This window comes from Mycobacterium uberis (genome assembly GCF_003408705.1).
Classification (GTDB): domain Bacteria; phylum Actinomycetota; class Actinomycetes; order Mycobacteriales; family Mycobacteriaceae; genus Mycobacterium; species Mycobacterium uberis.
This window is the reverse complement of record NZ_QAYL01000053.1, coordinates 20373-33857: the sequence shown is the minus strand read 5'-3', so window position 1 is coordinate 33857 and position 13485 is coordinate 20373. Positions and strand designations below refer to the sequence as shown.

Annotated in this window: 13 protein-coding genes and 2 pseudogenes; 6 read left to right on the top strand and 9 right to left on the bottom strand. The window is 57.2% G+C overall.

Going from position 1 to position 13485, the window contains the following annotated elements; genetic code table 11:
• Positions 1-339: 339 nt before the first annotated feature.
• From MUBE_RS16200 to MUBE_RS14890, 7 genes are all read right to left on the bottom strand, one after another.
• Positions 340-519 (bottom strand): hypothetical protein, encoded by a 180-nt coding sequence (locus tag MUBE_RS16200; protein WP_116541123.1) that lies wholly within the window; start codon positions 517-519, stop codon positions 340-342.
• Positions 500-769, bottom strand: a complete 270-nt coding sequence (locus MUBE_RS20670) for a condensation domain-containing protein (RefSeq protein ID WP_424399113.1) — start codon at positions 767-769, stop codon at positions 500-502. The genes MUBE_RS16200 and MUBE_RS20670 overlap by 20 nt, the downstream gene beginning before the upstream one ends.
• A gap of 824 nt (positions 770-1593) precedes the next feature.
• Positions 1594-2340 (bottom strand): proteasome subunit alpha, encoded by a 747-nt coding sequence (prcA, locus tag MUBE_RS14915; protein ID WP_116541120.1) that lies wholly within the window; start codon positions 2338-2340, stop codon positions 1594-1596.
• Entirely contained in the window at positions 2337-3212 is an 876-nt protein-coding gene (gene prcB / locus MUBE_RS14910; protein WP_116541119.1) for a proteasome subunit beta, read from the bottom strand. The genes prcA and prcB overlap by 4 nt, the downstream gene beginning before the upstream one ends.
• Positions 3209-3403 (bottom strand): ubiquitin-like protein Pup, encoded by a 195-nt coding sequence (locus tag MUBE_RS14905; RefSeq protein ID WP_116541128.1) that lies wholly within the window; start codon positions 3401-3403, stop codon positions 3209-3211. Before MUBE_RS14905 ends, prcB begins: the two co-directional genes overlap by 4 nt.
• 70 nt (positions 3404-3473) lie before the next feature.
• The gene (gene dop / locus MUBE_RS14900) at positions 3474-4982 is read right to left on the bottom strand and encodes a pup deamidase/depupylase (protein WP_116541118.1); all 1509 of its coding nucleotides are present in this window, start codon (positions 4980-4982) and stop codon (positions 3474-3476) included.
• A gap of 1259 nt (positions 4983-6241) precedes the next feature.
• Positions 6242-6757, bottom strand: a complete 516-nt coding sequence (locus tag MUBE_RS14890; RefSeq protein ID WP_165849908.1) for an NAD(P)/FAD-dependent oxidoreductase — start codon at positions 6755-6757, stop codon at positions 6242-6244.
• Between the two features lie 220 nt (positions 6758-6977).
• Between MUBE_RS14890 and MUBE_RS16195 the strand changes: the two genes are divergently transcribed.
• The 3 genes and pseudogenes from MUBE_RS16195 (at position 6978) to MUBE_RS14875 (ending at position 8652) form a co-directional block, all read left to right on the top strand.
• Positions 6978-7136: a hypothetical protein gene (locus tag MUBE_RS16195; protein ID WP_165849907.1), complete on the top strand. Its 159-nt coding sequence runs from the start codon at positions 6978-6980 to the stop codon at positions 7134-7136.
• Between the two features lie 228 nt (positions 7137-7364).
• Complete coding sequence (locus MUBE_RS14880) at positions 7365-7655, top strand: hypothetical protein (RefSeq protein WP_116541114.1); 291 nt, start codon at positions 7365-7367, stop codon at positions 7653-7655.
• 389 nt (positions 7656-8044) lie between these two features.
• Positions 8045-8652: pseudogene (locus MUBE_RS14875) on the top strand (hypothetical protein).
• A 3-nt stretch (positions 8653-8655) separates the two neighbouring features.
• Here the strand turns inward: MUBE_RS14875 and arc are convergent.
• On the bottom strand, positions 8656-10485 hold the full coding sequence (arc, locus tag MUBE_RS14870; protein WP_116541127.1) for a proteasome ATPase: 1830 nt from the start codon (positions 10483-10485) through the stop codon (positions 8656-8658).
• 285 nt (positions 10486-10770) lie between these two features.
• On the opposite strand from arc, the gene lppK reads away from it, so the two are divergent.
• Positions 10771-11331 (top strand): lipoprotein LppK, encoded by a 561-nt coding sequence (gene lppK / locus MUBE_RS14865; protein ID WP_116541113.1) that lies wholly within the window; start codon positions 10771-10773, stop codon positions 11329-11331.
• 14 nt (positions 11332-11345) lie between these two features.
• A pseudogene (locus MUBE_RS14860) lies at positions 11346-11634 on the top strand (DUF503 domain-containing protein).
• On the opposite strand, the gene trmI reads toward MUBE_RS14860, so the two are convergent.
• Positions 11631-12491: a tRNA (adenine(58)-N(1))-methyltransferase TrmI gene (gene trmI, locus MUBE_RS14855; RefSeq protein ID WP_116541112.1), complete on the bottom strand. Its 861-nt coding sequence runs from the start codon at positions 12489-12491 to the stop codon at positions 11631-11633. The pseudogene MUBE_RS14860 and the gene trmI sit on opposite strands and share 4 nt — an antisense overlap.
• A 73-nt stretch (positions 12492-12564) precedes the next feature.
• Here trmI and MUBE_RS14850 point away from each other — a divergent pair, with 73 nt between their 5' ends.
• Entirely contained in the window at positions 12565-13449 is an 885-nt protein-coding gene (locus tag MUBE_RS14850; protein ID WP_116541111.1) for a RecB family exonuclease, read from the top strand.
• The last annotated feature ends 36 nt before the right edge of the window (positions 13450-13485 follow it).

Genomic DNA, 13485 nt, shown 5'->3' with positions numbered 1-13485 from the left:
CAACACATTAGGTGAGATATTTGCGTGGATATAGGCCACCGAACATGGTGGCGACAGTGAGGATAGCCAGAGGCAGGACCGCTCTTCCCGGATTAATAGTGTTGAGCTCAAGTGGCTTTCGGTTCTGCTTGAGCCAGATACACCTACAAGAGTACATCGACCGATCCATGCATTCGGATCAATCCCGCGACGAACTACGCGCACCAGCTAAAACAAATCACGACGACGCTTCTCTAACGGCAACCGCAACGAGCCACCCCCGGCTAAATCTAACGAACGTGGCAATGTATTCTTGCGCCTTCCTTACTGTCACTCGAGTAGGGTCGCCAGTTACCTGGATCAATAGTCGTCCGGTGTGCACATAAATACCAGTAGAGCCAAGCTGTTCTGTTCGTTGCCTTTTAAATATGCTAGCTGCATGCCGTCGGCAGCAATCAGATAAGCAACCGCGTGATAGTTGACTAAGTTGAATGCGGTCTCGACTACCGATCGTCCCGTGTCAGACTGAATGGCGTTCAAAGAGTAACAACGCCAATACTGGTGGCTTGATTGCTCGAAACCGGCGATACTCGGCTGTCCCAATCCAGCTGTGCTGATCGTCGACGAGCTGAATTGGGATGGTGTTGAGAAAAAATCCCACAGTGCTCTCTGCGCCAGTGTTTCCGTACCTATCGTAGGTAATGAGACCAGTTGTGATATCGGCCTCGCCAGTTATCTCCTGCAACATCAGACAATGAATTTCCAGCAGAAAGGACTTCGTTGTAAGTATATAACGACGCTGTCAGCCGTTTCGTCGCATATTGTAGCCACTCAGGAAGCACAGCGCTGACATCGGAATCAGCGATTCCTGGCGAAGAATACGTGACCGGGGAGGGAAATGCCGTCACTTGTGATCCGCCCACGGTATCCCACCAGAATTGTTGTGCGGCACTGCTGTCAGTCTCCTCCTTCTCTAGTCAGATGTACTAGGCGAGCATCGACGTCGAATAGTCAGCACTATTGATCGGTGCGATATCCATAACAAAGTGAAATATATAGTTCTGCAACAATTCCCGTATCGGATTTGCTACACTCCAACCGCCGAGAAGAGCGTGGTAAAATGCGAGAACCAAGTTGATAAAACTTCCGCCGCGAACACCGGTAGCACCCGGGACATCGAGATCTTAACTCAACAGCACATCGAGGTCCCAGCTGCGACCGGTAGGGAACTGGGGATCGCGTCTCGCCCCTCGGAGATCAGTTCCATCCGGAGAACCAACGCCAGAATACCGGCAAACAGTCGCAATGGGGTCGAGATCGGTCACTGACTGGTCTTGGATCCGCAATCTTCTGAATCATGACGCCAAGAAGCGGGACTGTGTCCACATTGGATACGTTGCCCAGTGAAGAAAGATATACATGGATTTGATATCGTGATGCAACTATTTCTGTAATGCTATTCTTGATCCAAGACACGTCTGTTCAATAGGGAATAAAGGCAGAGTCGCGGCAGAGATCGACGATGCGTCGAGCCGGAGTTAGGGACAGTTAATATGGCAGTCAGTGTAGATCCCCGGCACGCAGTGCTCAGGAGCTTGCGTCGGCCTTTCGGATTCAGTCCGACGATTCGCCATCAGACTCTGGGCTTTCCTGGTCTGCCAGCAACGCTTGTAGGGTGGAGCCGGCGATCCGCCGAAACGCCCGCCGCGACCGGTTGACATCGAGGACGGCCACCTCTAGGGCGGCCACGCCAAAGGTGAGCTGATCGCTGCCGGCGACATCTGCACTTCCCGCCCGCAGGGCTGCGACTGCAATGCCTAAAGCGTCGGTCAGGCTGGCGTTCTCTACATACGACTCCTTGAGCGCGTTGGCAATCGGCTCCGTAGTGCCGCCCATAACCACAAAATGTGGTTCGTCGTTGATCGATCCGTCGTAGGTTATCCGGTACAGCTCGGGTGGTTTCGTTTCGCCGTAGTGCGCGACCTCGGCGACGCACAACTCAACCTCGTACGGCTTGGCCTGCTCGGTAAAGATGGTGCCGAGCGTTTGCGCGTAGACATTGGCCAACTGTCGACCGGTTACGTCGCGGCGATCGTAGGCGTAGCCGCGAGTATCGGCGAACTGGATCCCCCCACGGCGCAAATTATCGAACTCGTTGAACTTACCCGCGGCGGCAAAGCCTACCCGGTCGTAGATTTCGCTGATCTTCTGTAGTGACCGTGACGGGTTTTCAGCGACGAACAGCACACCACCGGCATAGGCCAGCGTCACCACACTGCGGCCCCGTGCAATGCCCTTACGGGCGAGTTCACTGCGCTCGCGCATCGCCTGTTCGGGCGAGATGAAGTACGGGAAACTCATTTCGCACTCCCGTTACCGGAGTCAAGAATGTCCGCGCGCGAACGGCTTTCGATAATCCCGCGAACAAGCTCGGCGATCCGGCTTTCCATCACGTCGACTGCGCCCTCCGCGCCGATAGTGACCGCCGTGGGGTAGATGCCGCGGACCAAATCCGGCCCGCCGGTTGCGGAATCGTCGTCGGCAGCATCATAGAGCGCCTCGACGGCTACCCGCAATGCCGAATCGGCATCGGAGACCTGCGAGTATAATTTCTTTATCGAAGACTTAGCGAAAATCGACCCCGATCCCACCGACTGATAACCCTCTTCCGCAATGTTCCAGCCGCCGGCTGCGTCGAAGGAGACGATGCATCCTGCGCTCTGCAGGTCAGATGCATGAATGTCGTAACCCGCCAACAGTGGCAACGCCACCAGCCCCTGCATCGCGGCCGCTAGATTGCCGCGGACCATGATCGCAAGTCGGTTGACCTTGCCGGCGAACGTGAGCGGCACACCTTCGAGCTTCTCGTAGTGCTCAAGTTCGACCGCGTAGAGACGGGCGAACTCGACCGCGACGGCAGCGGTGCCGGCGATACCGGTGGCGGTGTAGTCATCGGTGATATACACCTTGCGCACATCGCGTCCGGCAATCATATTGCCCTGCGTGGAACGCCGATCGCCTGCGATGACGACACCGCCGGGATATTTCAGCGCGACGATCGTGGTGCCATGCGGCAGTTGGGTATCGCCGGCTTGTGCACCGGCACCGAGACTCGCAGGCAGCAGTTCCGACGCCTGACGACGTAGGAATTCACTAAACGAGGACAGGCCTACCGTCGGAGTTCCGGAAAGTGCCGAGTTGATGGACAAGCGAACAGGGAACAACCAGGTCACTGTCCGCCCTTTTGGACATACGCACGAACAAAGTCTTCTGCGTTCTCCTCAAGGAGGTCGTCAATCTCATTGAGCAGATCGTCGGTCTCCTCGGTTAACTTCTCGCGATGCTCTTGGCCCGCGACCGTGCTGCTGGCAAGCTCATCGTCATCACCGCCCCCTCTACCACGCTTGGCCTGCTCCTGAGCCATCGCCGCCTCCTGCTCCATAGTCTTTCTCTAACTTTACCGGTCCGGCCCAACCTTTCCCGAATCAACAGGCTTAGCTGGTCAGTTGCTCCACCAATTCGGCAGCGCTGTCCACCGCGTCCAACAGCGCTCCGACGTGGGCCTTGCTGCCGCGCAGCGGCTCCAAGGTCGGGATCCGAACCAGCGAGTCGCCGCCTAGGTCAAAGATCACCGAGTCCCAGCTTGCCGCAGCGATGTCGGCCCCAAATCGACGCAGGCATTCGCCACGAAAATACGCACGAGTGTCGGTCGGTGGGTTATGCACCGCCCTGAGCACTTGGTGTTCAGTGACCAGACGCTTCATCGAGCCGCGCGCAACCAGTCGATTATACAGCCCTTTGTCCAGCCGAACATCGGAGTACTGCAGGTCAACGAGGTGCAGCCGCGGGGACGACCAGTTCAGGTTCTCCCGTTGCCGGAAACCTTCCAACAGCCGCAGCTTGGCTGGCCAGTCCAGCAGTTCAGCACAGTCCATTGGGTCGCGCTCCAGTTGGTCAAGTACGTGCACCCAGGTTTCCACGATGTCGGCTGCACGAGGGTCAGGGTCACGACTGTCGACCAACTTTGCCACTCGATCGAGGTAAATCCGCTGCAGCGCAAGGCCGGTAAGTTCACGACCGTCGACCAGTGCCACGGTGGCCCGCAGCGACGCATCGTGGCTTATCGCGTGGACGGCGTGCACCGGCCGGGCCAACATGAGGTCAGTCAGGTCTATTCCGTGTGCTGGACCTTCTTCGATCAAGTCGAGCACCAGTGCCGTGGTACCCAACTTCAGATAGGTCGACGTCTCGGCGAGGTTGGCGTCGCCGATGATGACATGTAGCCGGCGGTATCTGTCGGCGTCGGCGTGTGGTTCGTCACGGGTATTGATGATGCCGCGTTTCAGCGTGGTCTCCAGCCCGACCTCAACCTCGATGTAATCGGATCGCTGGGACAACTGGAAGCCAGGCTCGTCGCCGGCGGGTCCGATACCGACCCGCCCCGAGCCGGTGACCACCTGCCTCGACACCAAAAACGGGGTCAACCCGGCTATGGTGGCTGAAAACGGCGTCTGCCGCGACATCAGGTAGTTCTCGTGTGCTCCGTAGGAGGCACCCTTACCGTCAACGTTGTTCTTGTACAACTGCAGCTTGGCAGCTCCCGGCACGCTGGCGACATGCCGGGCGGCAGCCTCCATCACCCGCTCCCCGGCCTTGTCCCAGATCACTGCGTCCAGCGGATCGGTGCATTCGGGGGCAGAGTACTCCGGGTGCGCATGATCGACGTAGAGCCGTGCTCCGTTGGTCAAGATCATGTTGGCAGCGCCGACCTCATCGGTGTCAACCAACGATGGCGGGGGTGCTGAGCGGCTTAAGTCGAATCCCCGGGCGTCCCGCAGCGGTGACTCCACCTCGTAGTCCCAGCGAGTGCGTTTTGCACGCTGAATGCCGGCGGCGGCAGCGTAGGCTAACACCGCCTGTATTGAGGTGAAAATCGGGTTAGCGGTCGGGTCCGACGGCGACGAAATGCCGTACTCAACCTCCGTCCCGATAATCCGTTGCATGACTTAAAGCCTAGGCGAAGCGTTGACGGTGTCCGCGGGTGCGTGTCTTGGCACGACGCCAGTTCCACACCCATCGGTCTATACGCTGGAAAAGCTTGAACAGCAAGGGATCCCGAAAGTCGATGTGCAGCCAATTACTAACGTGTGGAGCGGCAACGCCGATGATTTCGTGGGCAACCAGATAACCGGAGGTTGACTGCCCTCTAACCATGGTCGGAATGAAGAAGTTCAAATCTGATGAATAGATCGCTGCACCAGCAAACCACAAGAAAAAAGTTTGGCACTTTCGTGCGAATACACGAAGATCAGCCGTGGGTGCCAAGCAGCGGAATGGCAAACAGCAAAAGTCTTGTCAGATGTTTACCATTCCAGAGCGCTGAAGCAAGATGCGGAGGCAGCTTGTTCACCAAGCTTTCGTATTCCTCTCAGTCCTGACTCAGGTGTTTCAGCTAAGAATCGATCTTCCAGTCTAGGATATGCGACCGATCAAGGCCACACTGCATCAAGAACTCAGTCAAGATCGCATCTAGTGTACATTTACTTACCCGCCAATGTAAAACTAAACCAAATCCATCCGCTCCACTCGGAGTTTATCGACAGAAAATACTTGGTTCTCTCCGGCAAGCTGACATTTTTCTAAAAACCTTGTCCTTGGATAGCGGAGTCGAGGTCCACTCGATTTCAAAATACGTGCTAACGATTCCCAGACGGATAAAAGTAAAGCCATGTTAGAGTATCGTACAGAAATAGCGATCACACGAGCACAATGGCATGCTGCTGCTTGAGATACGGAAGATATCGCTCGACATGACCTGATTTGACTATCTCACACAGCGTCAGATAGGAAAGCTGTGAAAATGGGATAGAAACAAGTGGATCTACAACCATTAGTTGATATCGATACGGCGATTTGAATGCTCTCGAGCTCGAGACCAGAAAGGTGTGTGTGTTGAATTTTTAATATCGACGCCGAGACTGTGTAACTGACAAATCCAGGAATATACCTTACGCTCACTCGTCGATCCATGTATCATCATGATTAAGTTCGCTTTAGAACCGTTCAATTATGATACACTATCGGTTAATAATGAAGTACCCCCTTGAGAATGGCAGAAACAATCGCGGCTGCTTCTACATTCTTACGGGCCGTAACAAAAATTCATGGTAAGGTAAGGGCAAAAGAACATCTGCACGTCGGTATACTGGCGACTGAGACGTAAATAGTCCGCTATACGATATACAGTCTAACTCTGCGACAACTAGCTCTGATTATACATCCACAGCAAGCGCACGTGAGCGTAAAGATAGTGGATAGTACCTGAGAGTGTTAATCTCCTTTGCGTCAGACCGACGATTTCCAATACGCTCCGCAATGAAATCCGCCCAATTTTCATCAGCGGGTCAAGTGCATTGCCGGTGGCCTGGAGGAAGGTTGACCGTCGGCATTCCAGAGCAACAGGCGCGCCTGCTTGGTCCATCAAACGGTCTTTGTAGACGCGGGCCGCAGTCACCCCGACCAGGTTGTCAAGCAAGATCATGCCATTCTCGGTTGGTATGCACGAGGACAACCTCAGCAGGGTCTGATAGCTATCCGTGTAGACGCACAAGCTGGGCTCGATCGGGTGACCGTCGACAAGGCGAACGCTCCTGGCTTTGCCCTCAGCTTCAGGTACTGCTTCACATAACGTGACCCGCATTCCGGCCTCGGCCAGGAACATGGCGGCAACCATAACCACAATTTCCGCTCCGGCAGCAACATGAGTTTTGGCCGGCACCGACTGTTTCATATAATCTTGAGCTATAATGTGCTGGCATTGAGCACAGATTACGCTCCGTTACGCTAAGTGCCCCCGGATCAACACCGCTAGAGTGAGCGAGCGTGAGGTTCTTCTTCCGCCACCGAGCAGCGGCATGTGATGCAGCTGGAATCTGGTTTTTGGAACGCGGTTTGTTGGCGGTACTTACGCGCCGAAGCCACTGGCAACAACTGTAATCGTGGTCGGCTCCGCGATGGTCGCCTACGGAACTTTGCAAACCTGCGTGGTGCTGACCTTCATCATCACAGATGGCCACGACATCGAGATCGAGAGGGAGCCAACAATCATCGACTGGGTGATAGTGGCGATTCTCAGGATCGCTTCTCCGCTGACCTGATGATTGCCAGCTGGCTGGTGTCCAGGTGGCTATCACACAGCCGGCAAAGCGCGGTCACGACGACCAGTGCAGCAGCGGTACTTTTGGCGGTCGTCAAAAGCAACGGGGCCACTGATCTGCCGTCGTCGGTATTCCGTGGTGACCGCATGACAGCCAACGGCTTGGTGTCCGTGCTGGAATGGGTGATACGCATGACGCTGTCGCACTTCGCGATATACAGGCGCCCTGATGGTCCGGGCACTTCCGGTTGCGCTGCTTCTGTTTTTCAACACCTACGTTTGGATTATGACCGCAACAATCACCGGGGAGCGGCTATGGCTGGCAAGCATGTTTCTGACCGTCATACCAAGCGCCTTCGTCGTCTCCGCCACCGTCGACCGGGCCAAACCAATGCTAAAATTGACCGCAGAGCTGCCAAAGAACGCCGAAAAGTTGGCGGACACGCCATTCGTGGCGATGCTAGACACCTTGCCCAGCTCCCACCCATTAGAGCTGAACGCCTCAACATCGTCTTTGTGATGGTTACTTCATAACTGATGCAAACCTAGGTAGGTGGTGGCGGTGGTTACCGCCACCACCTATTTCGTTATCGAACTGATCATACTGAGTCCAACGCTACTCACAGAAATGAACGCGTCCCGCAGTCAGTAGCGTGCGCTTCCAACGCCAGACTCTCTGATCCATAGGTATCTTTTCCTTGGCACGTTGACGTTCGTGTACATCAGCGTGCATGCCGTCGGCGACACGGAATATCACGCAACGTTCCTCAACCCGCTAATGGATGACGGACACATCACCCCCGATTGGGTGAAACCGCTACCGCGACGAGCATGCTGACCGCTCGAAATCCGCCGACGTTGACCTCGTTGACGTCAACAATTACCTTTACCCCGGTGTCCATCCAAAAGATGCGCGGACCAGCAACTCACTTGCCTAGAAAACGTTACAGCGAAGTGCTTCTCATGACGACTGGGGAGGCCGGCTCACAGACGGATGTTTACAATAGCTTCCCGCGCAACGACTGTCTGACCAAGCTGTAGTCGGCTTTGGACGCGCAGGCCATAATCGCCGAAAACGGTGCTGCCGCAGCCCTGCTCAACAGTCCGCGACATTAGCGGATGAATGCCATCGAAAAAAAGCCGCAAGTACCGCATGCAACAAAAATTTTCGGGGAGGATCGAGATGATCCAGCAGGCCGCGATGCTGCTGTCTTCGATGAACCCGGCTCTGTACATAGTCAATCAGGTCAGCCGCAATACGGTCTCCGCCTTCAACGTCGACGAAGAAGTCTACGAGCTGCACGACCCCGAGAGGTACCGCTGGAGTATACACGCCTGGAGCCAAGTCGACGACACTAACCTGTCCCGAACTGACCTAACCAAGCCGAGTAAACGACTCAGCCTGCCGGCAGGGTCCGCGCGTGCTTATCAGCGAGTTGCGGCTCGACACCACTACCGGCGCGGCATACGCCGTGCAAGACAACCCCACCAACAGCTATTTACTGGTGACCGCCTGACTCTTACAGGTACTGGCCCAGATTGGACTCAGTATCAATTGCCCGGCTGGCACTTGAGCTCTTGCCGGTGACCAAAGTGCGGATGTAGACGATCCGCTCGCCCTTCTTACCCGAAATCCGCGCCCAGTCATCGGGGTTAGTGGTGTTGGGCAGATCCTCGTTCTCGGCGAACTCGTCAACGATCGAGTCGAGCAGATGCTGAATCCGCAGCCCAGGCTGACCAGTCTCAAGCACCGACTTGATAGCGTTCTTCTTCGCTCGGTCGACAACGTTCTGAATCATAGCTCCGGAGTTGAAGTCCTTGAAGTACATGACTTCCTTGTCTCCGTTGGCGTAGGTGACTTCCAGAAACCGATTGTCGTCAATCTCGGCGTACATCCGGTCAACAACCTTTTCGATCATGGCCTTGGTGCACGCTACACGGTCACCATCAAACTCGGCGAGGTCGTCTGCATGCACCGGCAGCGACTCGGTCAAGTACTTCGAGTAAATGTCTTGCGCCGCTTCGGCGTCGGGCCGTTCAATCTTGATCTTCACGTCGAGACGTCCGGGCCGCAGAATCGCGGGGTCAATCATGTCCTCGCGGTTGGAGGCACCAATCACGATGACGTTCTCGAGGCCTTCCACCCCGTCGATCTCACTAAGCAACTGCGGGACGACAGTGGTCTCGACATCCGAGGAGACCCCAGTGCCACGGGTGCGAAAAATCGAATCCATTTCGTCGAAGAACACGATAACCGGCGTTCCCTGCGACGCCTTTTCTCGTGCGCGCTGGAAGATTAACCGGATGTGCCGCTCGGTCTCGCCGACGAACTTGTTCAACAGCTCGGGGCCTTTGATGTTGAGGAAATATGACTTGGCCTCGCGGGCGTCGTCGCCGCGGACCTCGGCCATCTTCTTAGCCAGCGAGTTAGCAACCGCCTTGGCGATCAATGTCTTGCCACAGCCAGGCGGGCCATAGAGCAGCACCCCCTTGGGCGGACGCAGCGCGTACTCCCGGTAGAGCTCCTTATGCAGGAACGGTAGCTCAACGGCATCGCGGATCTGTTCAATCTGACGGGTTAAGCCACCGATATCAGAATAGCTGACATCAGGCACCTCTTCCAGCACTAGGTCTTCTACCTCGGCCTTGGGGATACGTTCGAAGGCGTAGCCGGCTTTGGTGTCAACCAGCAGCGAGTCGCCAGGACGCAGCTTGCGCGGCCGGCTATCATCGTTGAGGGCGTCGGGAACGCGATACGGCAAATCCTCGGCAACCAACGGCTCGGCCAGCCAAACGACGCGTTCCTCGTCAGCGTGGCCGATCACCAACGCACGGTGGCCGTCTGCCAAGATCTCCCGCAAGGTAGATACCTCGCCGACGGCCTCAAAGGTGCCGGCCGCGACGACGGTCAGGGCCTCGTTGAGCCGGACGGTCTGGCCCTTCCGCAGCGACGCGACCTCGATGTTGGGTGAGCACGTCAGCCGCATCTTGCGACCCGACGTGAACACGTCTACCGTTTCGTCGTCGTGGGCAGCCAGTAGCACACCGTAGCCGCTGGGCGGCTGTCCTAACCTATCGACTTCTTCACGCAGCGCCAACAGTTGTTGGCGGGCTTCTTTAAGAGTTTCCATTAATTTGGAATTGCGGGCCGCAAGCGAATCGATTCGAGCTTCGAGCTGAAGTACATCGCGGGTAGAGCGGGCACTCCCATGCGGTCCAATCACATGTTCGAGTTGCTCGCGCAACACCGCTGCCTCGCGCCGTAGTTGTTCCAATTCGGCAGCATCACCGCTGGACATGTTCGTTTCACGAGAGGTACTGAACGCTTCAGAACGCTCTGAATCACCCATCTTGCGCTCCTTTCCCGCACCCAAATAGCGCAGCGAATACTTCAACGCTACCGGCGATTGCCTCCTCGTGCGCGAACGTGAAATGCCGTCAAAACCCTGCCGCCGGTAACGTTGGTAATCTCAGCGCTAAACTGGCCGATTGAAAGGGCAACCGTGACTACAAAATACCTCGCCACATGCGTCGCGGCACGCGCTGGTGTTGGTGGCACGTGTGCCGACAATGTGATTTCCCTTGCACCTGCTAGCCTGCTGCTTCAGCCAGTAGGCGTGGACGCCTAGTCCAGCGTGTCACACTGGACTAGGCGAACCCTTCTCACAGCCCTGAGCGCTACCGCAGCTGTAGTGGTACTCGGGTTCACGGGATGCACACACAGCCACTCCAGCACATCATCGTCGGCTGTCCCATCCATTTTGCCGAGCATTTCAAGTCCGATTGCTACTCCACCAGCTACCGCCCTGCCGACTCCGGAAACCCTTACCGATGTGCTTAGCCGGCTCGCTGATCCCAACATTCCGGGCATCGATAAGGTGTCCCTCATCGAAGGCGCAACCCTTGACAGCGCCGTCACTCTGGACAAGTTCAGCAGCGCATTGCGGGACAACGGCTACCTGCCCATAACCTTCGTGGCGAACAACATCACATGGTCGGACAAGAATCCGTCCGATGTGCTGGCCACCATTAGCGTTAATACCGCCCAAGCGAACAACGACGTGTTCTCGTTCCCGATGGAGTTCACACCCTTCCCACCTCCGCAACAAGGCTGGCAGTTATCCAAGTTAACCGCGGAAATGTTGCTGGAGTTCGGAAACTCTTCAGGACTGACTAGCCCGGCTCCTCCACGTTGACTCGTGGGATATGAATCGGCTGGCTTGAGGTTCGATGTGCTGCTGGGTGACGTCCGTCCACTTAAACAAAAGCAGTCGCTAATCCGGCCTGTTGTCGCTGAGCCGCAGCACAAGTTCGGCATGTCGGCCGCCGAGACCGGTTCACACGATCTGTATTGACGAGCGGACATCAGTATAGCCACAGTGTCTGGCGACCGCAGCCACGCCTTTGATGTGCGCGATGCCGCCGAACGTTTAGTAGCTGTACACCCCGAATTCGAGCTGATATCCGTTCGCCGTGGCCTGCACCGCAGCGACGATTAGACGTCACTTCTCTCACGTTTGCGACCCGACAGCACCGGCGCGACAGCTCCCGGCGCCAGCCGACGAGCCAACACCAGGAACGCGGTGTGCCCACGCATCGAATGCTGCGGCCGAACTGCCAGGCCTACCACGTTCCAACCTCGCTGAAGCGTTTCCCACGCTCGCGGTTCGGTCCAACATTGCTGAGCCCGCAGAGCCTCCACGGCCCGCGACAGCTGAGTGACGGTGGCCACGTAGATAACCAATACACCGCCGGCGATCACCAGCCTCGACACCGCGTCCAGCACTTCCCACGGTGCCAACATGTCTAACACCACCTGGTCGACGGAACTGTCAGGCAACTCAGAGTCTGCAACATCGCCGACAATGAGCTGCCAGTTATCCGGTAGCTGGCCCTTGGCGCCGGAGACGCAAAAGAAGTTAGACACATTGCGACGCGCGTGTTCGGCGTGATCAGAGCGCAATTCGTAGGAGATCACCTGCCCCTGCGGCCCGACTGCGCGTAGCAGTGAGCAAGTTAGCGCACCCGATCCGGCCCCAGCCTCCAGCACCCGGGCACCGGGAAAGATGTCGCCTTCGTGCACGATCTGAGCGGCATCCTTGGGATAGATCACTTGTGGCCCGCGCGGCATCGACATCACATAATCGATCAACAACGGGCGCAAGACCAAGAACAGAGCACCGTTGCTGGATTTCACTACGCTGCCCTGCTCCAGGCCGATGACCGCATCGTGGGCGATCGAGCCGCGATGGGTGTGGAACTCGCTACCAGGGGTGAGCGACATCATATAGTGGCGACCTTTGGCGTCGGTGAGCTGGACGCGCTCGCCAACAGTGAACGGGCCAGTTGCGGACACACCGTCTAGCGTGCCAGCCGACTCACCGTAGCCGATGTTCGGGGTTGCCGGTGCCCCGCCCTAGGCTGCCGTCATGACCGACCAGCCGGCACCACCCCAGCCAAACGTGTGTTCATCACGGCCGGCGCTATCACCGTCGCGTGCGGCGGACTTCAAGCAGTGCCCGCTACTGTATAGATTCCGGGCGATCGACCGGCTACCTGAGGCGCCATCGGCCGCGCAGCTCCGCGGCTCAGTGGTGCACGCCGCACTGGAGCAGCTTTATGGACTGCCCGCGCTGCAACGTGACCCGGACACTGCGCGATCGCTTGTGGAGCCCGCCTGGGAACAGATGATCGCCGCGGCACCAGACCTGGATAGCGAGCTGGATTCTGAGCAGCGAACCCAGTTGCTGGACGAGGCCCGCGCGTTGCTCTCCGGCTATTACCGGCTCGAAGACCCCGTTCGCTTCAATCCGCAAAGTTGCGAACAACGTGTGGAGGTCCAACTGGCCGACGGCACCTTGCTGCGCGGCTTTATCGACCGAATCGACGTCTCTGCTACCGGTGAGCTCCGGGTGGTGGACTACAAGACCGGTAAGGCACCGCCGGCCACACGAGCGCCGGCTGAGTTCAAGGCGATGTTCCAAATGAAGTTCTACGCGGTGGCGCTACTGCGTTCACGCGGTGTGCTGCCCGCCCGGCTGCGGCTAATCTACCTGGCCGACGGCCAGCTGCTGGACTACACACCGGACCGTGACGAGCTGTTACGCTTCGAAAAGACGTTGATGGCGATCTGGCACGCAATCCAATCTGCCGGTAGAATCGGCAATTTTCGTCCCAATCCGTCACGGTTATGCGAGTGGTGTCCGCATCAGGATCATTGTCCGGCTTTCGGGGGAACGCCGCCACCCTATCCCGGATGGCCGGATCGGACGCGCACGGAAGCAGTTTCCTACCCGACGAAGCCGGCGGTCTAGTCGATGCGAGTTTTCGTCGAGGTTGACGCTGACGCG